The sequence below is a fragment of the Pseudomonas sp. GW821-FHT04D07 genome (assembly GCF_059420225.1).
In genome coordinates, this window is sequence record NZ_JBWKTH010000005.1 from 252,505 (window position 1) to 273,133 (window position 20,629).

Genomic DNA, 20,629 nt, shown 5'->3' on the forward strand with positions numbered 1-20,629 from the left:
GCCGTCCCCGGTGCTGGATAAGCGCCAGGCAACGCCCTAGAATCCGCAGAGCATTGATTCTGGAAAACAGACAATATGGATCGTATCGACTGCATGCGTGCGTTTGTCGCCACCGTCGGCGCCAATGGCTTTGCCGCCGCGGCCCGGGCCATGGATGTTCCGCGCTCGAAAGTCAGCAAGCAGATCCAGGCGCTGGAAGAAGCCATTGGCGTGCAACTGCTGCAACGCACCACCCGCAGCCTGCACCTGACCGAGGCCGGCGCCGAATACTATGAAGCAGCCCGCGAGCTGCTGGCATCCCTGGACGAAACCGAACAACGGGCCCGCGATGGCGTCGGCGAGCTGCGCGGCGTGCTGCGGGTCAATGCGCCCATGTCCTTCGGACTGCGACGGCTGGGACCGCTGATTCCGCTGTTCCACCAGCAGCATCCGAACGTGGAACTGCAACTGGTGCTCAGCGACCAGCAAGTCGACCCGGTGCGCGGCGGCTTCGATGTCACCCTGCGCATCGCCAGCCTGCCGGACTCTTCCCTGGTCGCCCGTTTGCTCGCCCCCGCGCCACGGATCATGGTGGCCTCGCCGGCCTATCTGGCGCGGGCCGGCATACCCCAGACACCGAAGGACCTGACCAGCCATCAATTCCTGAACTACGGCTACCTGCAAAGTGGTGTCAGTCTGCAACTGAGCAATGGCAAGGAAACCCTGCGAGTCAATGTCACCGGGCCGCTGCACGCCAACAACGGCGACCTGCTGGCTCAGGCGGCGCAAGCCGGCATGGGCATCGCCCTGCTGCCCGATTTTATCGTCGAGGATGCCCTGGCTGCCGGCACCCTGGTCCCGCTGCTGTGCGAATGGAAGGCCCCGGCGATCAGCATCAACGCGGTCTACCCCTCGTCGCGCCGGGTGCCGCAGAAGACCCGGGCCTTTATCGAGTTCCTGGTCAAGGCACTGGCGGTGGGCGCAACGGCCTGAGCGCTAGGCGGTATTGAAGATCGACTGCTTGCCAATGGAAATGCCCGACCACAGCTCGTCCAGGTGCTTGAACCCCCACTTATTGACCGACTCCAGGCTGGTGATCGAGTCCTGTTCGCTGGCAACGGCAAGATCGATGACACTCTGGGCGATGGGCATGCGCAGTTTCGAGGAGTAAAACACCTTCACCCGGGGCGTCAGCAATGACTGCTCATGCTGCTCCATGACGATCCCCAGACGACCGCTGTGCAACAGCACCAGGGCACCCACCGGATAGATTCCGATGCAGCGGACAAAGGCATGGAAGACCTGCTCATCGAACTGACCTTTCCAATCGGCCATTTTCCGAATCGCCTCGGCCGCCGTCCAGGCCTGCTTGCCATGTCGCTCGGAGGTCACCGAGTCATAGCTGTCACACACCGCGGCCATCCGCGAAAACAGGCTGATCTGCGTCCCGCAGAGCTTGTGCGGATAACCGCTGCCATCGACTCTCTCGTGATGATGCAGGCAGACATCCACCACCCGCGGACTGAAATGACGGGTGTCGAGCAGCAGCTTCGCGCCGATCTCGGGATGTCGGCGCAGGCTCTCGAACTCGGCCTCCGTGAGCGGCAAGGTTTTATTGAGCAACTGCGCCGGCAGCATCATCTTGCCCACTTCATGCAGGATGCCCGCCATACCGGCTTCTTTCACCAGGCCTGCGGGCAGGTTCAGGCGGTAGGCCAGGCTCATCATCAGCGCGCATACCGCCACTGAATGCATATAGGTGTACTCATCACTGGTCTTGAGCCGGGCCAGGCTGATCAATGCATCGGGGTGACGGATCAGCGAATCCGAGATATCGGCGATCAGTTGGGTAACCTGCTCGGGATCAACCGCCCGGCCCATTCGCAGATCGCTGAACAGGCTCAGCACCGCGACCTTGGTCCGCGCGCACAAGCTCAATGCGTGGATCACTTCATCGCTCATGGCGATCCGCGGGCGATTGCGTGGACGCTCCTGTGCAGGAATGACCAGCGGTTCGAGCGCCGATGCCGCCGCCGAAGCCAGCTCCTGGGCCTGGAGATCCAGCCCCTTGCTGGTATCTATCCAGAGCGCGGCGAGGCCGGAGCTACGGATCTTCTGCAGATCCTCTTCGTTATCGAGCAGAAAGTGACTGCGCCAGAATGGGTGATCCATCCAGGAGCCGCAAAAGGATTGCACATACATACCGACACGAAGCTCGCTCACCTGTATCTGTCTTAGCATGACGAACATCCTGGTTTCTTATCACGCTGGAGCACCTCGCTGGAGGTCCGGCTACAGCGAAAACCGCGCGATCAGGTGATTCAGGCTTCCCGCCAGTTTCGACAGCTCGCCACTGGCGATCGACGTCTGGCTGGCGGCCGACGAGCTTTGAATGGAAAGATCACGAATACTCATCAGGTTACGGTCAACTGACCTGGACACCTGCGCCTGTTGCTCGGAAGCCGTGGCGATCAGCAGGTTCTTTTCATTGATATGCGAGATCGACAGGGTCACCTCCTTGATTGCCAGGCCCGTCTCGTGGGCCAGTGAACGGGTCACCCGGGTTTCTTCGCTGCTGTGGTTCATCGACTCCACGGCCTTCTTCGAGTCGAGCTGGATACCCTTGACCATCTGCTCGATTTCCTGGGTCGACTGCTGGGTCCGATGGGCCAGGGCACGTACCTCGTCCGCGACCACCGCAAAGCCACGGCCCTGCTCGCCAGCCCGGGCGGCTTCGATGGCGGCGTTCAACGCCAGCAGGTTGGTCTGCTCGGCGATGGCGCCAATCACGTCGAGCACCTTGGCAATATGCAGGGCCTGTCCGGCCAGACCTTCTATATCGGTTTTGGTCTGTTCGACACGGCTGCTCAAGCGCTCAATGGAGCCGATGGTTTCATCGACTCGATCCTGGACGATCCGTGCCGAGCTTTCCGAGGCCTGGGTGGACTGTGAAGCCGCAACGGCATTTCTGGCCACTTCCTCGACCGCGGCGGTCATCTGGTTGACCGCGGTGGCGGCCTGGTCGGTTTCAACGCTCTGCTTTTGAATACCCTTCGTCGACTCATGGGTAATCGCGCTCATCTGCTCAGCCGCCGAGGCCAGCTGTCGGGACGAGTCGGAGATATGTTCGATGGTGTTCTTGAGACTCGAACGCATGGCGGCGGCGACCGTCTGCAGGTCGGTGATTTCATCCCGCCCGCTGACCTCCACCTTGCTCTTCAGGTCACCGTCGGCGATCTTCTGCATCGACAGACGCAGGGCATTGATCGGCTGCGCGATACTGCGGGTAAACAGCAGCGCCACGGCACAACTGATCACCAGGGCCAGCACCATGAATATCAGTGTCAGCAAGAGCGCGCTGTCATAGCTGGTGTTTGACAGCTGCCCCGAATGCTCGGCCCCCTCCTCGTTGAGGCGGATCAGCGCTTGAATCGAAGCTTGCAACTTCTTCGCCGCGTCACTGGTGGTGTCACGAATGAAGTGGGTCATGCTCTCGAAGGATGCGGCCGAACTCATGCTCACCAGTCGATCGATCAGGTCCTGGTAATTGCGCACATCACTGATCACCTGATCATAAAGCTGTTTTTCTTCGGGACTGGAAACCCGCGAAGCATATTTTTCGGTTTCCTGGCTCAGGACGACTTTCAGCGCCTGCAGTTTGTCCAGGGAGCTTTTGCTTTGGCGCTCTTCATCCATGACAAAGCGACGGGCATCGAGCCGGTAGAGTTGCCCCGCATCTTGAATGCGACCGGCCTGACGCACACTCGGCAGCCAGTCCGTTTGCAGCCTCAGAGACGCGTCGTGGATTTCTTTCATCCGATACAGCGAGGTCACTCCGAGGCTGATCAGCAACAGGCAGATCAGCCCGAAAGCGAGGGCCGATCTGAGGGTCAACCTGATGTTCCTTGTCTTCATGAAACCACTCCGAGGCCAGGCTGCGTGAACGTTCGCTTGCGGGGACGCCAATCACTCCAGCAGTGTAGTACGTCCCTTGCAAAGGAGCGGTTTCAGCGTTCGGGTCACCTTGGCTGGCGCTCGATATGACGTGCCAGTTGTATCAACAGGCCTTTGGGCGAAAACCTTTATTACCGCGACTCACGGGCAGCCTGGCGCCACCCGCGAGCCGACAGACTTACGCCAGCAGCTTGCGCTCGGTCTTGCCGTACTTGATCGACTTCTCATCCGGAATCATCAGGCCGGTCTGTTCGTCGCGCCCCTGCAGGACGAAACGGGCGTCCGCCTTGCCCAACTGCTCGGCGGCCTTCTGGCTGTCGGCACCGATCTCGCCCTTTTTCATGCGGTTGACAATCACGCCCACGGCGGTGTCCTTGAAGTCACGCAACATCCAGGCATCGCCGTCGCTGTCGCCAGCCACCAGCACCGGGCCATAGCCCTTCTTCGCCACCAGCACGTTCTTGATCCCGACGGTCTTGCCCGGGCCGTAGTTGAAGTGCCAGCCCGGCAGGTAGCTGCTGTCGTACTTGCCGTCTTTCATCGCCAGGCGCAGGCCGATCACGTTTTCCGGCGGTACGCCATAACCGTAGTTGGGATGGCCAGCGAACACCCGGACCACGTCATCGATGGACGCGGTGCTGATATAGACGTCGATGCCGTTGGCTCGCAGCGTGTGCATCAGGCCACGGATTTCCTCGTGGATACGGATGCCGTGGAAGTGCGTATCGGCGACCACCCCGGCCTTGCCCGGCAAGCTGCGCGGGCTCTCGTACCTGACCTTGCGCAGGCCATCACCCAGGTCATGGTTGTTGGAGGCCTCGGCCATCGCCTGCAACTCGGCGGTGCTCATGTTCTTGTAGAAGTAGATGATCCACTTGTAGCCGATCTCCACCGGGTAGCTGTCGCAGATCGCGTCATACATGAAGTAGAGCTTGGTGAAGAAGTCCTTGAACTGATCGGTGGCCTGGATTTCCTCCAGGCTCTTGCTGCCGGCCAGGCCCTGGTAGTTGGCGTGCAACCAGCGGTAGTCGGCTTCGACGTCGGCGGCGATGTCTTCCATGTTCACTGGCTTGCCGTCGACCGTCAGGTAGTCCTTCATAAACGCACCGTTCGGCACGTCCTGGCGCAGCACGGCGGCAAACTCGTCGGGGTTGAGTTTGTACTGCAAGTGGTTCATCTGGTAGACCAGCAGCGCCTCTTCGCAGTCGTTCATGATGCAGGTGTTGTCCCAGTCGAACACCGCGTACGGGCGTTTGTCCGGGTGGTAGGACGCACTCTTCAGGCCATGCTGGTCGAGCACCGCCTGCAGGCGCTTCTGGTTCAACGGCGACCAGCGCGCCGGGTCCAGTGCGCTCGGCGTGGCCTTGGCGGTGGAGGCCTCGGCAAGGCGGCCACTCAACAACAAGGGACTGACAACGGAAACGGCGGCAAGGGTATTCAGAAACTGGCGACGCTGCATGGCATAACTCCTGGAATTAGAAGAATGGTCGCAAACGGGGCGACGGCGAGAGCGTGTTTCAAGACAAGGGCGCAGGGGACGGGCCGCCCGGCGACGAGGCTAGCGCCAAATACATATAAATACAACAATGCCACAATATTACACATTTATGGCACATCGACACTTTCTCACCGACAGTGATGGGCGACCGAACTTGACAGCGCTGTCCCGTCTTCCACAATGCGTGCTCGGATAGCGATCCCAACAGTAAGGACATGAGGTATGTGGCAAGAAGAGCGTTACCAGCGGATTCGTGCACTGCTGGCGACCTTGCAGCGTGTGACCACCGACCGCATTGTCACGGAACTGAATGTTTCCCGCGAGACCGTGCGGCGCGACCTGGTGGCGCTGGAAACCCTGGGCGAGTTGAAACGCATCCACGGCGGTGCGATCAACGTCGAGGACGAGGCGCCGATTGCCGAGCGCGTCCATATCAACGTCAAGTTCAAGCGTGACCTGGCCCGCGCCGCGGTCGGCCTGCTCGCCCATGGCCAGACGATCTTTATCGACGCCGGCACCACCACTGAAATTTTTGCCCAGGAGTTGGCCAAGCTGGGCGGGCTGACCGTGATCACCAACTCGTTCAACGTCGCGCTGCAACTGCGCGGCGGCAGCGCGCCGGGTAGCCAGCACAACGAAGTGATCGTCCTCGGCGGCACCCTTGGCGATCGCGCACCGGCCACGGTGGGCGCTACCACGGTGGCGGAAATCGGCCGCTACCGCGCTGATCTGGCACTGCTCTCACCGGTGGGGGTGGACGTCCATCAGGGCGCCAGCAACTACGACCACCGCGAAAGCGAAGTGGCCCGGGCCATGGTCGAGCACACCGAACGGGTGGTGATCCTGGCCGACTACAGCAAACTGGGCGTGCAGAGCCGTGTCAGTTTCTGCCCAGCGGAGCGCATCGACGTGCTGGTGACCAATCAGCGGGCCAGCGACGAAGCCGCGTTCGACGCACTGAAAGTCAGGTTCAAGGAGATTATCCTGGCTTGATACCCCGGGTCGTCGGGGCATCCAGAATCGCTATCGGCAGCAAGCCGGCTTGTGTCTGGTGTCACGATTAGACGGGTGGTGAGAGACCAACGCGGCGGAACTTGCTGGCGATAGCGCTGACGAATTTTGCACCGCCCGTTCATTCGCGTATGCCTGAAAGCGCCGAATCCCCCAGCCAGCGGCCAAGGCTGATGATCCACACCAGCGCGGCAATCAGCAGGGTACTGAACAGCATGCCGTGCACGCCGCCATCGGCGATCAGCTTGCCAGCTACGAAGGGGAAACCAAAAACCCCGAGGAAATAGGCCAGGCTGAACAGCAGCAGCGCCTGTGCGGTCAGCCCCGGCGGCGCTTCATTGGCCGCCAGCCCGTTGATCACCGAATAGTTCAGGCCGTAGCCGATACCCAGCAAAGCCGCCATGGCGCCGTAGCTCAGGCTGTCGTGCACCCATTGGCCGAAACCGAGTACCGCCAGCAGCATCAGCGTGGTCAATACGCTGGAGGCGGCAAAGGGGTTACGCTTGACCACCCAACCGGCAATCAGCAGCCGACAGGCGATGGCGGCGCCCATGAAACAGAGGAAAAACAGCGAATAGTCGAGTCCGAGGCTGGCCGCATAGCTGGTTTGAAAGCTGCCCAGACCACCGAAGATCGCACCGCCCAGCCCGACCATCAGGATCGAGAACACGGACCTGGAGCGCAGCACCTGAACGGCTGACGCCACGCTGATCTTGATGACCGGCCGGTTAGTGGCGCCCGTCTGGTCGCGACCACCCAGGTGCCAGAAATACAGCCCGCCGAGTATCGCGGTGGCGGCGGCGCAGAAGAATGCCGTCTGGATCGGCAAGCCGAAGTAACCGGCGAGCTTGCCGCTGATCGGCCCGCTGCCGATACCGCTCAACATGCTGCCCGAGAGCAAGGCAAAGCAGTGGGTGCGCCGCGCCGGTTCGACCATTGCCGTGACCATGATCGGTCCCAGGGTGTAGAAAATCCCCCAGCCCAGGCCCAGCACCAGAGCGCAAGACATCAGCGCGCCCCCCAGCCCCGGAACCAGCGCAAAACCCAGCGAAGCACAGGCCAGGCAGCCGGCGGCGAAGGCGACACAGCGCGCGGCGCCCCAGCGATTCATCAGATGCCCCGAGCCGACGACTGCGGCCAGGGTGCTGAGCATCGCGGTGGCAATGACCTGCCCGGCATCATGTTCGTTGCCGCCAAAGGACTTGACCAGCAAGGCCAGCAGGAAGGTTGAGCCGTAAGCGACCGAAAGCAGGAAACTGGCCATGCAGAAAGCGCCAAATCCTGAGTGGGAACGAGGGAGTGAGGAGGATGTCATGTTTTTTCCAGGCGTTGTTCAGTGTGCTTTTTAGCACTGCCCGGCGTACGGTTAGCTAGCGAAATCGCGGAGTAAAGATAGAAAAGCTTGTACGTTTTTCCGAGCAGAGACAGCTCGAAAAAAATGGATCGCAGCACCCGTTGCAACCCAGTTTCGGGCACCACGATGGTGTGCGGTGATACACGGAGCGGTGGCAGCCGGCTTGCCGGCGATGGCGTCCGGATAAGCGCAGCAGGTCTGCCGGCTTACCTGGGGCGGCGGACCGCGCGGATCCTGCCGCTATTCCCGCCACCGCAAAAAAACCGATTTTCACCATCCGACTCAAGCCCCGACACCCCCATGCCAGCGGGCATATCGATGCGTTCCAGCAGCGCGCCGGTTTGCGGATTGAGCCGCCGGACATCGCTCTTGTCGTCTTCCCAAGTACCATGCCAAAGCTCGCCATCGACCCAGGTAACCCCCGTGACGAAGCGGTTCGATTCGATAATGCGCAGAACGGCCCCGGTTTCGGGATCGACCTGATGGATCCGGCGGCCCTGATACTGCCCGACCCACAGCGTCCCTTCGGCCCAGGCCAGCCCGGAGTCGCCGCCATTGCCGGGGGCCGGGATGGTCGAGAGCAGCTCACCGCTCTTTGGATCGATCTTGCGGATACGACCTTCGCCAATCTGGTACAGGTACTGGCCATCGAAGGCGGTTCCGGCCTGTGCGGCAACCTCGATCGAACGCACCACCTCCCCGGTTTCCGGGTCGAGGGCGTTGAGCCTGTCGCCCGAGGCAAACCAGACATGCTGGCCGTCATAAGTCACGCCAGCCACCGAGTCGGCGCCTGGAAAAGGCCCATATTCACGAAGAATTTCAGCTTGAGAGTTTTTCATGAGCTCAGTCTAGCCGCTGGTCAGCGGACCTGGGAGTAACAAGACTGACGGGAATCCCGGTACGGATGCAAGCGCCCAGCGGCGTGCCGGTCCGCGGCCGAAGCCTTGCACCTTGCCTGTCGCCGCCAGGGCATCGAGCGCCCGCTGCACCGTGCGCGGGCTTGTCCCCAGGGCGATCGCCAGGGCCGAGCTCGACCAGGATTCGCCATCGGCTAAAAGCGCGAGCACGCCGCCATGCCGCTCCTCGACCGGCGGCGCCAGGATGACCAGCGCCTGGGCCTGTCGCAACGTGAGCACAAAGCCCTCGCCGGTCGCCCTCACCTGTGCGAATGGACGAATCTCGCCCCGCAGCCGGCCGATTTCGACCCGTAGCCGGACCCGCTGCGATTCGTCGGCCTCCTTGCCGCGGAATGCCCGGGCGATAAGGGTCTGCCGCGAGACAGCGCCTGGCCAGTTCTCGGCAAGGGCACGGAGCAACACGAACAAGACCGGCCGCGTCGTCAGCGATACCCGCGCATTGCCCTCACCCACCGTGTAGCGGCAGGCATCCACCACCAGCGCCGCCGAGGCAAACAGTTGCTCGACTTCCTCCAGCCCTATCAAGCGCTCCTCGCCCCGCGTGATCAGGCGTGCCGCTGGCCTGCTCAGCACCTGGGCGGCGCTTTCGACTTCGGCGGCGAGCGCATGAATCCCCGCCTCATGCGCGGCATTTTCCGCCCGCTGCAGCGCGGCGCGCGCCGCGCCCGTCTGCAAGCGCCGGATAGCGATCCCGGCGCTGGCCAACTCGTAAGCGGTCCTCAATGGTGGGGGCAGCAATGTCGGTTCAAGCTCGCCCAGCAGACCTGCGGCCTCGTCAAGATGGCCGGTCAAGAGCAGCAGCCGGATTTCCAGGTGCCGGGCATGCGCGGCATTCAAATGGTCGCCATGCTCCTCAAGCACCGCCCGCGCACTCGCCAGGGTCTTGGCCGGCCAGGCCAGGTCACGCGAGACCAGTGCGATCTCGGCTTCGGCGACGACGCAGCGCGCCCTCGCCACCACCTCTTGCGAACCGAAGGCACGGGCGGCGAGCTTGAGCAGGGCCCTGGCGCGAACCCGTTCGCCCAATTGCGCCATGGCAATACCGCGCAGCGCAAGCGCGGGCCCGTCGTCGCGCAGGGCGACCCGCTTCAAGGCGCCGAGGACATCACCGCGCGCAAGCAAGCGCGCCGCGGCGCTGATCAGCGCGTCCATGGACATCCCGTCAAACTTGTCACTCCCACCATCCGCTGGGCCCGCCTTAGTCTGCTCACAACCACCCGGTAACTGCTCGCACGACCGATGGTACGACGAGCAATGGCAAATGGAGAACCATGATGAGCACACAGAAGATAGGCACCCGCGAAGAATGGCTGGCGGCGCGACTCGAACTGCTGGCGGATGAAAAAGAACTGACCCGACGTGGCGACGCCCTGGCCCTGCGACGTCAGGCCCTGCCCTGGGTACGGATCGACAAGGCCTACCGCTTCGACACCCCGGCGGGCAGCGTCTCGTTGCAGGAACTGTTCAAGGGCCGCTCGCAACTGCTCGTCTATCACTTCATGTTCGGGCCCGATTACAGTGCCGGCTGCCCGTCCTGTTCCTCGATCGCCGATGGTTTCAATGGTGTCGTTGTCCATCTCGAGCACCATGATGTCGCCTTCACCGCCATCTCGCGGGCACCGCTGGCCAAGCTGCAAGCGTTCAAGCAACGCATGGGCTGGAGCTTTGACTGGGCCAGCTCGTTCGGCAGCGATTTCAACAGCGACTTCAACGTCTGGTTCAGCGAAGAGCAGCAGCGCGAGGGCGGCATCGTCTATAACTATCTGCGCGAGGCGCCCTTGGCGGGTCCCCAGAGAGGCCAGACCGTCCAGGAATGGCAGTTGCAGGGCAGCGAAAGTCCGATTGCGCGGATCGCCGCGACGACCGGCACCGACATTGCCACCTACACCCGTGACCGGCCCGGCATCAGTGCCTTCGTGCTCGAAAAAGGCGAGGTCTACCATACCTACTCCGCCTATGCGCGTGGGGTGGATGGTATCTGGGGCATGTATCAATGGCTCGACCGCGCACCCAAGGGCCGCAACGAACAAGGTATCTGGTGGCGGCGCCACGACGAATACGGCCAGGAGTAACCCGCATGTTCTCGTCCAAGCGGGCTCTGGAAGGCAGATCGACAGGCACGCCCGTCGGCAATGCCCTGGGTATTGCCGACGGGCTGTGCCTGGCGGCCGCGCCAATCTTCGCCATCATGGCACTGCTCACGGCCCTCGACCCAGGCACGGATATGATCTGTGCCTCAATGCCGGGAGCCTTTGCGCTCAACGGCATGCTGACGATGTACCTGATCATGGGCGCCGTCCATCTGCCGCCCTGGCTGCGGCTGATTGGCGGCCGCGGCGGCTGATCGACGATGGCGACCGGCAAGGGGTCGAACATCGCCCAGGGTTGCAGGCAGCCTATTGCTCTTTGGTTATCATTGCATGTTAATGTTATGCACATGACCACCTTGGAGTAAGCGTCATGATTGCGATACGAGAAGCCTGGAAGTCCGGATTGCTGGGGCGCAAGCACTGGTCGCGCAACCTGGTCGCGGGCGTTATCGTCGGGATCGTCGCGCTACCGCTGTCCATGGCCTTTGCCATCGCCTCGGGGGTCAAGCCCGAACAAGGCATCTACACCGCCATTGTCGGTGGCCTGCTGGTGTCCTTGTTCGGCGGCAGCCGGGTGCAGATCGCCGGTCCCACGGGCGCCTTTATCGTGATCCTGGCCAGCATCACGGCCCGTTACGGCATTGACGGCCTGCAGATAGCCTCGTTCATGGCCGGGGCGATTCTGCTGACGCTCGGGATCACCCGGCTCGGCGCCATTATCAAGTTCATCCCTGATCCGGTGATCGTCGGTTTCACCGCCGGCATCGGGGTAATTATCTGGGTCGGGCAATGGAAAGATTTCTTCGGCCTGCCGAAAATCGCCGACGGACATTTCCATGAGCGGCTCTGGCACCTGCTCGAAGCGCTACCAAACCTTCATCCGGCGACCACCCTGCTGGCGCTCCTGAGCCTGCTGCTGGTCCTGCTCACACCCCGGCTACCCGGCATGAAACGCGTGCCCGGGCCGTTGGTGGCGATGGTGGTCGCTACCGCCATACAGTCGATTTTCCAGTTTTCCGGGGTGGCCACGATCGGCAGTGCCTTCGGCGGAATCCCCCAGGGGCTGCCGACCTTGAGCCTGCCGGAAGTGACCCTGCCGCGAATCATCGAATTGATTGGCCCGGCGTTCGCCATCGCCATGCTGGGCGCCATCGAGTCGTTGCTCTCGGCGGTGGTCGCCGATGGCATGGCCGGCACCCGGCATGACTCCAACCAGGAACTCATCGGCCAGGGCATCGCCAACCTGCTCAGTCCCTTGTTCGGTGGTTTTGCCGCTACCGGGGCGATTGCCCGAACCGCCACCAATATCCGCAACGGCGGCAACAGCCCGCTGGCCGGACTGGCCCATGCGCTCACGTTGGTGCTGCTGATTTCTTTCCTGGCACCGTTGGCTTCGAACATCCCGCTGTGCGCCCTTGCGGCCATCCTGTTTGTCGTAGCCTACAACATGAGCGAGCTGAAACACTTCAAGCGCATGCTCCAGCGGGCGCCACGGGCTGATATCGCGATATTGCTGATCACCTTCCTGCTGACGGTCTTCAGCGACCTGACCATTGCGGTGAATATCGGCGTCATTCTCGCCATGCTGCAATTCATGCGGCGGATGGCGTCTTCGGTGGAAGTGCAGAAAATGGTCGGCAAGGACCTGGAAGTCGAGCTGCGCCTCAACGGCCATGTCGATTTGCCGCCGAATGTCCTGGTCTATGGCATTGAGGGGCCGTTGTTCTTCGGCGCGGCGGAAACCTTCGAACGTGTCCTGGCGCAGACCCACACCGACCCCGGGACCCTGATCATTCGCCTGAATCACGTGCCCTTCATGGACATCACCGGCTTGCAGACCCTGCTTGAAGTCATCGAGCAGTTACGCAACCGCAGTATTGCCGTGAAGTTGTGCGAAGCCAACGAGAAAGTCCTCGGCAAGCTGCGCAAGGCCGGGATACTCCAGGCGCTGGGGCCTGAGCATTACCATGCCGACTTCAATTCGGCACTGAGCGCAGCCAGCCCACCCAGGCAGTAACCGCGGCCTGCCTGGCGTCGCATGGCCGGGTCACTGCCCCCTGCCAGCCGCCTTGCTTTGGGTCGAATAGGAAACACCGTGGGTTTCCAGATAGTCGCGAATCAGCTGGCGAACCACCTGGGACGGCGTCAGGTCCTGAGCAGCGCAAAGCTCCTCAAGGGCCTTTTTCTTGACCGGATCAATCAGTACGGTCAAGCGTGCGGTCTTGCTTTCCATGGAGGTGTCGACACTCTGAAGCGGCCTATGATAATCAAATTATAATAAGCGCTCTCCAGCTTGTCACCTCCTTACCCGGGCAACCACCGCACGCCGCCTCGTCATCTTGCGTAGACGTCGTTATCGCCAGGACTACTCACTCGCAACAGTCAGCTTGTCTTCGGTGCGGGTGTCGAAATCGCTCGCATCATGACGCTCGCGCAGCTGGCTGGAAGGCTCCCCGGAGACCCGGTTGACCATGCGCCCACGCTGCACGGCGGGACGTGCGTCGATGGCATCGGCCCAACGCCGGACATGCGGGTAGTCCTGTACCGAAAGAAATTCCGCCGCCTCGTAGAGCCGCCCCTTCACCAGACCGCCATACCAGGGCCAGATCGCGATGTCGGCGATGCTGTACTCGCTGCCCGCGATGTATTCGCTGACGGCAAGCCGCTTGTCGAGCACGTCGAGCTGGCGCTTGGTTTCCATGGCAAAGCGGTCGATCGCATATTCGATCTTGGTCGGCGCATAGGCATAGAAGTGCCCAAAGCCGCCGCCCAGGTACGGCGCGCTGCCCATCTGCCAGAACAACCAGGACAGGCATTCGGCACGGGCCGCGGGCTCGGTCGGGAGGAACACGCCGAACTTCTCGGCGAGGTACTGCAAGATCGCCCCCGACTCGAAGATCCGAATCGGTTTCGGGCCGCTGTAATCCATCAACGCCGGGATCTTGGAGTTCGGATTCACACCGACAAAACCACTGCCGAACTGTTCCCCCTCGCCAATACGGATCAACCAGGCGTCGTATTCCGCCCCCGAGTGACCGAGCGCCAGCAGTTCCTCCAGCAGGATGGTGACCTTCTGGCCATTGGGCGTGGCCAGGGAATACAGCTGCAGCGGGTGACGTCCGACCGGCAGGTCCTGGTCGTGGGTCGCACCGGCGATCGGGCGATTGATACTGGCGAATTTACCGCCGTTTTCGCGGCTCCAGGTCCAGACCTTGGGTGGCAGGTATTCTGATGAGTGGGTCATGCTCGATATACTCTTTGGGGTCAATGGGGCGCCGCGGCGCTGCCTGCGCCAGCCTGATTGACTGCAACCTCAGGCTTGGCGTTCAACTTCGTGATATTCCAACCACCACCCAGCGCCTTGATCAAGCCGACATTGGCGCTCAACTGCTGGGTTTGCAATTGCAGTACCGAACGTCGTGCTTCCAGCGAAGCGACCTGCGCCGTCACCACATCCAGATAGGCGACAGCGCCCTGGCGGTAGCGGGCCAGGGACAGGTCCTCGGAATACTGCGCGGCCGCGGCGGCGTCACGCTGGTCGACCAGGGCGCTGTCCAGCCCGGCGATGGTCGAAAGGTTGTCCTCGACCTGCTCGAAAGCACCGAGCACCAGACTGCGGTACTTGGCCGCGGCCTCATCGGTGGCTGCCTTGGCAATATCCACCTGGGCCTGGCGTGCACCCGCGTCGAACAGGGTCGTCACCAGCGAAGGACCTAGGGCCCAGAACAGGTTCGGGGCCGTCAGCAGGTTGGCGAACTCATCACTTTGATAGCCGCCCTGGGCACTCAGGGTGATGGCCGGAAACCAGGCAGCCCGGGCCACGCCGATCCGGGCGTTGGCGGCGGCGATCCGGCGTTCGGCGGCGGCAATGTCCGGGCGCCGCTGCAACAGCGTCGAAGGCAGGCCCGTGGGGACATTGGGCAAGGCCATCGGCGCGGTGTTCGAGGCAATGGCATAGGTCGACGCCGACTCACCCAGCATCGCGGCAATCGCATGCTCGATCAACGCCCGCTGCACTCGATTCTGGCTCAACTGCGACTTGACCGAGGACAGCTGGGTACGCGCCCGCGCCACATCCAGGCCGGAGACGATCCCACCACCGTGCAGCCCCTCGGTCAGGCTCAGCGCCTTGGTATAGGCATCGCGGGTTTCGCTCAGCAACTGGTTCTGCCAGTCGAGGCCGCGCAGATGGATGTAATTGTCCGTCAACTGGGCCTGCAGGCTCAGGCGCACCGAGGCCAGATCGGCCTGTGCCGCCTGGGCTTCGTTGACACCCGCCGCCACCGAGTCGCGCACCCGGCCCCAGAGGTCGACCTCATAGTCCACCTCGACGCCCAGGGTGGCGGAACTGTAGACATTCGGCGAGGTGGACGAACGCAACGGTCGCGTTTCCGACTGGCGCAGGCGCTGGCCATTGCCGATCGCCTCGACCTTGGGAAACAACCCGGAGCGGGTCTGGGCAACAAACGCCTGGGCCTGGAGATAATGCGCCAACGCGGCGCTCAGGTCGGGGTTGTGGTCGAGCAACTGCTGCTGCATGGCGTCCAGTTGCGGGTCATTGTAGATGCGCCACCAGCCTTCCCGGCTGGACTGATCGTTGGGCGTGGCCAGCGTCCACGGGCCCTGGGTATGGAACTGCCCGGGCTCGGGGGTCTTCGGCACGTTCATCGGCGGCGCAAGCGAGCAGGCACTCAGGCCCAGGGTCGCGATCAGACACAAGCCCGAGGGCCACGGCGCGCTGTGTTTAGCCATGGGGTTTGATCTCCACCCGTACCGCGTCGTTGTCGCCCAGGCCATCGGGTGGCGTGTCGATCACCCGGTCACTGGCGCCCAGGCCGCTGCCGATCTCCACGGAGTCGCCAAAGTCCCGGGAAATGCTGATGGCCTTGAACTGCACATGATCGTTCTTGTCGAGGGTCGCGACCCGCATGCCGTGATCGTCGAACACCAGGGCGCTGGCGGGCAGGCGCAGTACATCGGTCTGTACCGGCAGATCGAACTGCACACTGGTATAGCCGCCCGGCAGCAGGCGACCGCCCGGGTTGTCCACCAGCAATTGCACCAGGGTGCTACCGGAAGATGCCGTCACCGCGTCGGCAGTGGCAATCACCCGGGCGTTGAAGGATTCCTTGCGGTATTCAGGCACCGTGAGCCGTGCCGTGGTGCCGATGCGGATCTGCGGCGAGAAGGTCTGCGGCACTTGCACGTAGATCCGCAGGCGGCTGACATCCGAAACGGCGAACAACTCCCGTCCGGCGCTGCCACCGGCGCTGATCAGCGCGCCGACGTCGGTGGAGCGCGCGGTGACCACCCCTTCGAACGGTGCGGTCAGGCGCTGGAAGCCCTTGGTCGCGACCAACTGCTCGACATTGGCCTGGGCCGACTTGACGTTGGCCCGTTTCGCCGCCAGGTCGCCGGTGCGCTCATCGACATCCTGGCGCGACACCGAATCGGATGCCAGCATCGCCTGCCAGCGCTTGGCCGTGGTTTCGGCCAGCGTCGCATTGGCCTGCGCCGAGGCCAAGTTGGCACGGGCCTGCAGCAACTGCTGGTCGAGTTCAGGGGTATCGATCTCGGCCAGCAGTTGCCCAGCCTTGACGTGGGCGCCGATGTCGACCTTCCAGGACTTGAGGTAACCATTGACCCGGGCAAAGATCGAGGCCCGCGAGTAAGCCTCCATCCGCCCCGGCAGGTTGAGGACCGGGCCCTGGGCCTGCACGCCCGGCGTAATCAGATTGACACTGGGCAGCGCCTGGGCGTTGGTCCAGGTTTTCAGCTGCCGCGACTCGCTGGCCCGCACGCTGATGCCCAGCACCACAACGGCGACCAGGAAGGCCAACCCCAGCAGCAGGCCGACCAGACCCCGACGTGAACGTCCGCGAGGGGTCGGATTGGGTACGATGGTATCGATGGACATGTCAGACCCCTTGAATCGCGATGGCAGGTGATGCGGCGCGCGCATCGCGCCCGTGGACAAGACTGAAAATCAGTGGCACCAGGAACAACGTGGCGATGGTGGCGAAACCCAGGCCGCCGATCACGGCGCGGCCCAGCGGGGCGTTCTGCTCCCCGCCCTCGCCCAGGCTCAAGGCCATGGGCGCCATGCCGATGATCATCGAGATGGCGGTCATCAGCACCGGCCGCAGGCGGGTAAAGCCGGCCTCCAGGGCCGCCTGCAGCGGATCACCATGCTCGGCGAGGCGTTCGCGACAGAAACTCACCACCAGGATCGCGTTGGCGGTCGCCACCCCCATGCACATGATCGCCCCCGTCAGGGCCGGCACCGACAGCGGTGTGTGGGTCACGAAGAGCATCCAGACAATCCCCGCCAGCGCCGCCGGCAAAGCGGTGATGATCACGAACGGGTCGCTCCAGGACTGGAAGTTGACCACGATCAGCAGGTAGATCAGCACTACCGCGCCGAGCAAACCGAAGAGCAAGCCGCTGAAGGCCGAGCTCATGGTCTGTACCTGCCCCTGCAACTGAACTTTCGAGCCGCTGGGGACTTCGCCGGCATGGGCCACGATGATCTTCTGGATATCGGCGGCTACCCCGCCCAGGTCACGATCCTGGATCGAGGTCAGGATCTCGACCACCGGCTGGATATCCGATTGGGTCACCACCGAGTTGCTGTGGCTGCGCTCGATCGAGGCCAGGCCACCGAGGGTCTGCTCCGCCGCGCCGCCGCTGCCGGTCAACGGCAGGTTGTGCAGCGCGGCCAGATTGTCGAGGCTGTATTGCGGCGTTTGCAGGACAATCGGGTAGGAAACGCCGTTGGCGTTGTTGAGCCAGAACGTCGGCGCCACCTGGCTGGATCCGGCCAGGTTGACCACCAGGCTGTTGGTGATGTCACGTTCGGTCAGGCCGACCAACTGCGCCCGGGTCCGATCGACATCGATCTTGAAGGTCGGCAGTTGCTGCGATTGCTGGATACGTGCATCCACCACTCCCGGCACCCGGCGGACCTCACGCAGCAAGCTGTTGGCATAGCTGAAGTTGGCCGCCAGGTTGTTACCGGTGATCTGCAGGTCGATGGGCGCCGAAGAACCGAAGTTGAGAATCTGCCCGACAATGTCCGGAGCCGGGAACGAGAACACCGCGTTGGGGAATTCGCGCGGCAGGATCTCACGCAACTCCCGCACGTATTCAGCCGTTGGCCGGTGGTCCTCGTTCAGGCTGATCTGGATATCGCTGTCCTGGGAACCTACGGTGCCGGTGTTGTTGTAGGCCACGTTGATACCGCTGATGGCCAAGCCGATGTTGTCCACCAGCGCCGCCAGTTGCTGCGGCTCAATCACCTTGCGGATCGAATTCTCGACCTCGCTGATCAGCCGGGTATTGCTCTCCACCCGCGTACCAATCGGCGCACGCACATGCAGCAGAATCAGCCCGGAGTCGACTGCGGGGAAAAAGTTGCGGCCCAGGAACGGCAACAGGGCAAACGAGGCAACGACAAAGGCAAGCATCGCCACAACCACCGTACGCCGATGCCGCAAGGCACTTTCCAGCGCCTCATGATAATACCCGCGAAAGGCCTCGAACCGCGCTTCGAAGCCGCGCTGGAACAGCACCAGGGGATTGTTCGACGGCGCGACCAGGGCCTGCCCGTCCTCGCCATGCAGGTGGGGCTTGAGCAGGTAGTTGGCCAGGGTTGGCACCAGGGTCCGCGACAGGAGGAACGAGGCGATCATGGCAAAAATCACCGCTTCGGCCATTGGCACGAACAGGAACCGCGCCACCCCGTCGAGGAAGAACATCGGCACGAACACGATGCAGATACACAGCAAGGAAACGAAGGCCGGCGTGACGATCTGCGCCGCACCGTCGAGTATCGCCGTTTCCACCGGTTTGCCCTGCTCCAGGTGCCAGTTGATGTTCTCGATGGTCACCGTGGCATCGTCCACCAGAATCCCCACCGCCAGCGCCAGCCCGCCCAGGGTCATGATATTCAGGGTCTCGCCGAGTGCCGACAAGGTGGCGATCGAAGCCAGGATCGCCAGCGGAATCGACGTGGCAATAATCACCGTCGAGCGCCAACTGCCGAGGAACAACAGGATCATCAGGCTGGTCAGCGCCGCCGCGATCACGCCTTCGCGCGCCACGCCGCTGATCGCCGAACGCACGAACAGGGACTGGTCGCCGATCAGGTCGATATTCAAGTTGGGGGGCAAGGCCGCCTTGGAGTCAGCCAGCTTGTCCTTGATGCCCGCGATCACCCCCAACGTCGACGCCGAACCGGTCTTGAGCACCGGAAGCAGTACCGAGCGGTTACCGTTGACGTGAACAATATTGGTCTGCGGCGGGTTGCCGTCGCGGACCGTGGCAACGTCACGAATCAGCACAGTGGTGCCGTCGGCGGTCTTGATCGGCAGGTTTTCCAGGTCCCTGAAGTCCGAGGGGGCGTTGTTCAACTGCAGCATGTACTCATAGCTGCCGATCTTCTGCGTGCCCACTGGGGTAATCACGTTCTGTGTCGCCAGGGCAGTGGCGACATCCTGTGCCGAGAGCCCCCGCGCCTGCATCCGCGCCGAATCCAGGTCGATCTGCACCTGGCGGCTCTTGCCACCGAACGGATAGGGCAGCGCCGCACCGGCCACCGTGGTCAGCATCAGGCGCACGGTATTGAGCCCGAGGTCGCCGAGCTTCTGCTCGCTGAGGCCGCTGCCCGACAAGGCCAGTTGCACGATAGGCACCGTCGAGGCGCTGTAATTGAGAATCAGCGGCGGTACGGTGCCGGGCGGTAGGTTACGCAGAATCGCCTGGGACACCGAGGTCAGCTGGGCGTTGGCGGTGCTGATATTGACCCCGGGCTGGAAGAACACCTTGACGATCCCATAGCCGCTCAGGGACTGCGCCTCGATATGGCGGATGTCGTTGACCGTGGTGGTCAGCACCCGTTCGAAGGGCGAAGTGATCCGCCCCGCCATCTGGTCCGGCGGCAGCCCGGTGTACTGCCAGATCACCGCAATCACCGGAATGCGAATTTCCGGAAAGATATCCGTGGGCGTTCGCCAGGCCGCGAGAGGACCGATGATCAGGATAAGGATAGCCAGTACAACAAAGGTATAGGGGCGCCGCAAAGCTATGCGCACGAGGCTCAGCATAGAGGTGATCCAGACAGGAGGTTGGACAGTGAAGACGGCTAACGGTACTGATATACAGGCTATAAAGAGGCATATGCCACGATATAGATTTTAGAGGCATACGCAAGTATATTTGTCACAGGACATGTCGACTCCGCCCCATGACCTGAAAAACCTTGTTCTCAAGGCTGTCACAGGCATAATTACTGGCTCGACCTTTGCATTAGAGAGTGATCAGCCCTTGAAATGTGCGCCACCCAGTCCCGACAGTTCCCAGGCCAGCAGTTGTGCCAATGGCGCCGTGCGCCGTGCTTCCAGGCGTCTGGGACAAATCTATGACGAAGCGTTCGCACCCTGCGGCCTGAAGGCTACCCAGTACTCCCTGCTGTCGCATATCGCCCGCGCCGATCAGCCGAAAATGCGCGATCTGGCGCAGTCTCTGGTGATGGATCTTTCGGCCCTCGGCCATACCCTCAAACCGCTGGTACGCGACGGGCTGGTGGAGTTGCAGGTGGACGAGCTCGACCGCCGTAGCCGGCGCGTGCTGCTGACCGAAGACGGCCGGCGCAAATACGAAGAAGCCCGGCTGATCTCCCAACGGATGTCGAGTCGTTTCGAGCAGGCGTTCGGTGAGGAAGAAACCGTGCAACTGCGCAAGACCCTGGACTTTATCGCCTCGGATGATTTCGCCCGCTCATTGCTGGGTGGCGATTGACAGCTGAGGTCGGCCCCCCGGTGGGTTA

17 protein-coding genes are annotated in these 20,629 nt (G+C 62.6%); 6 read left to right on the forward strand and 11 right to left on the reverse strand.

Annotated elements, in window-relative coordinates; all coding sequences use genetic code 11:
- Positions 1 to 75 precede the first annotated feature (75 nt).
- Positions 76 to 972, forward strand: coding sequence for a LysR family transcriptional regulator (locus tag AC07T0_RS09860; protein WP_495000988.1), 897 nt, complete (start codon positions 76 to 78; stop codon positions 970 to 972).
- Positions 973 to 975: 3 nt separating this feature from the next.
- On the opposite strand, the gene AC07T0_RS09865 is transcribed toward AC07T0_RS09860, so the two are convergent.
- The 3 genes from AC07T0_RS09865 to AC07T0_RS09875 all read right to left on the reverse strand — a co-directional run bounded on the left by AC07T0_RS09865 (position 976) and on the right by AC07T0_RS09875 (position 5,392).
- Complete coding sequence (locus AC07T0_RS09865) at positions 976 to 2,220, reverse strand: cyclic di-GMP phosphodiesterase (protein ID WP_495000989.1); 1,245 nt, start codon at positions 2,218 to 2,220, stop codon at positions 976 to 978.
- 51 nt (positions 2,221 to 2,271) lie between these two features.
- Positions 2,272 to 3,894, reverse strand: a complete 1,623-nt coding sequence (locus tag AC07T0_RS09870; protein WP_495000990.1) for a methyl-accepting chemotaxis protein — start codon at positions 3,892 to 3,894, stop codon at positions 2,272 to 2,274.
- Between the two features lie 217 nt (positions 3,895 to 4,111).
- Positions 4,112 to 5,392, reverse strand: a complete 1,281-nt coding sequence (locus tag AC07T0_RS09875) for an HAD family hydrolase (protein ID WP_495000991.1) — start codon at positions 5,390 to 5,392, stop codon at positions 4,112 to 4,114.
- A gap of 261 nt (positions 5,393 to 5,653) precedes the next feature.
- Between AC07T0_RS09875 and AC07T0_RS09880 the strand changes: the two genes are divergently transcribed.
- Entirely contained in the window at positions 5,654 to 6,424 is a 771-nt protein-coding gene (locus AC07T0_RS09880) for a DeoR/GlpR family DNA-binding transcription regulator (RefSeq protein WP_495000992.1), read from the forward strand.
- A gap of 139 nt (positions 6,425 to 6,563) precedes the next feature.
- Here the strand turns inward: AC07T0_RS09880 and AC07T0_RS09885 are convergent, their stop codons facing one another.
- From AC07T0_RS09885 to AC07T0_RS09895, 3 genes are all read right to left on the reverse strand, one after another.
- Positions 6,564 to 7,757, reverse strand: coding sequence for an MFS transporter (locus AC07T0_RS09885; protein ID WP_495000993.1), 1,194 nt, complete (start codon positions 7,755 to 7,757; stop codon positions 6,564 to 6,566).
- 245 nt (positions 7,758 to 8,002) lie between these two features.
- Positions 8,003 to 8,635: a Vgb family protein gene (locus tag AC07T0_RS09890; protein WP_495000994.1), complete on the reverse strand. Its 633-nt coding sequence runs from the start codon at positions 8,633 to 8,635 to the stop codon at positions 8,003 to 8,005.
- Positions 8,636 to 8,644: 9 nt separating this feature from the next.
- The gene (locus AC07T0_RS09895) at positions 8,645 to 9,865 is read right to left on the reverse strand and encodes a helix-turn-helix domain-containing protein (RefSeq protein WP_495000995.1); all 1,221 of its coding nucleotides are present in this window, start codon (positions 9,863 to 9,865) and stop codon (positions 8,645 to 8,647) included.
- A gap of 122 nt (positions 9,866 to 9,987) precedes the next feature.
- Between AC07T0_RS09895 and AC07T0_RS09900 the strand changes: the two genes are divergently transcribed.
- The 3 genes from AC07T0_RS09900 to AC07T0_RS09910 all read left to right on the forward strand — a co-directional run bounded on the left by AC07T0_RS09900 (position 9,988) and on the right by AC07T0_RS09910 (position 12,820).
- Positions 9,988 to 10,785 (forward strand): DUF899 domain-containing protein, encoded by a 798-nt coding sequence (locus tag AC07T0_RS09900; RefSeq protein WP_495000996.1) that lies wholly within the window; start codon positions 9,988 to 9,990, stop codon positions 10,783 to 10,785.
- Positions 10,786 to 10,790: 5 nt separating this feature from the next.
- On the forward strand, positions 10,791 to 11,057 hold the full coding sequence (locus AC07T0_RS09905; protein ID WP_495000997.1) for a hypothetical protein: 267 nt from the start codon (positions 10,791 to 10,793) through the stop codon (positions 11,055 to 11,057).
- Between the two features lie 116 nt (positions 11,058 to 11,173).
- Entirely contained in the window at positions 11,174 to 12,820 is a 1,647-nt protein-coding gene (locus AC07T0_RS09910; protein ID WP_495000998.1) for a SulP family inorganic anion transporter, read from the forward strand.
- 30 nt (positions 12,821 to 12,850) lie between these two features.
- Here the strand turns inward: AC07T0_RS09910 and AC07T0_RS09915 are convergent, their stop codons facing one another.
- The 5 genes from AC07T0_RS09915 to AC07T0_RS09935 form a co-directional block, all read right to left on the reverse strand.
- Positions 12,851 to 13,036: a ribbon-helix-helix protein, CopG family gene (locus AC07T0_RS09915; RefSeq protein ID WP_495000999.1), complete on the reverse strand. Its 186-nt coding sequence runs from the start codon at positions 13,034 to 13,036 to the stop codon at positions 12,851 to 12,853.
- Between the two features lie 132 nt (positions 13,037 to 13,168).
- On the reverse strand, positions 13,169 to 14,047 hold the full coding sequence (gene yghU, locus AC07T0_RS09920) for a glutathione-dependent disulfide-bond oxidoreductase (RefSeq protein ID WP_495001000.1): 879 nt from the start codon (positions 14,045 to 14,047) through the stop codon (positions 13,169 to 13,171).
- Positions 14,048 to 14,067: 20 nt separating this feature from the next.
- Positions 14,068 to 15,555 carry an efflux transporter outer membrane subunit gene (locus AC07T0_RS09925; protein ID WP_495001001.1) on the reverse strand — a complete coding sequence of 496 codons (1,488 nt, stop codon included), beginning with the start codon at positions 15,553 to 15,555 and terminating at the stop codon, positions 14,068 to 14,070.
- Entirely contained in the window at positions 15,548 to 16,720 is a 1,173-nt protein-coding gene (locus AC07T0_RS09930) for an efflux RND transporter periplasmic adaptor subunit (RefSeq protein ID WP_495001002.1), read from the reverse strand. The genes AC07T0_RS09925 and AC07T0_RS09930 overlap by 8 nt, the downstream gene beginning before the upstream one ends.
- A gap of 1 nt (position 16,721) precedes the next feature.
- The gene (locus tag AC07T0_RS09935; protein ID WP_495001003.1) at positions 16,722 to 19,907 is read right to left on the reverse strand and encodes an efflux RND transporter permease subunit; all 3,186 of its coding nucleotides are present in this window, start codon (positions 19,905 to 19,907) and stop codon (positions 16,722 to 16,724) included.
- A 220-nt stretch (positions 19,908 to 20,127) separates the two neighbouring features.
- Here AC07T0_RS09935 and AC07T0_RS09940 point away from each other — a divergent pair, with 220 nt between their 5' ends.
- The gene (locus AC07T0_RS09940) at positions 20,128 to 20,601 is read left to right on the forward strand and encodes a MarR family winged helix-turn-helix transcriptional regulator (protein ID WP_495001004.1); all 474 of its coding nucleotides are present in this window, start codon (positions 20,128 to 20,130) and stop codon (positions 20,599 to 20,601) included.
- The last annotated feature ends 28 nt before the right edge of the window (positions 20,602 to 20,629 follow it).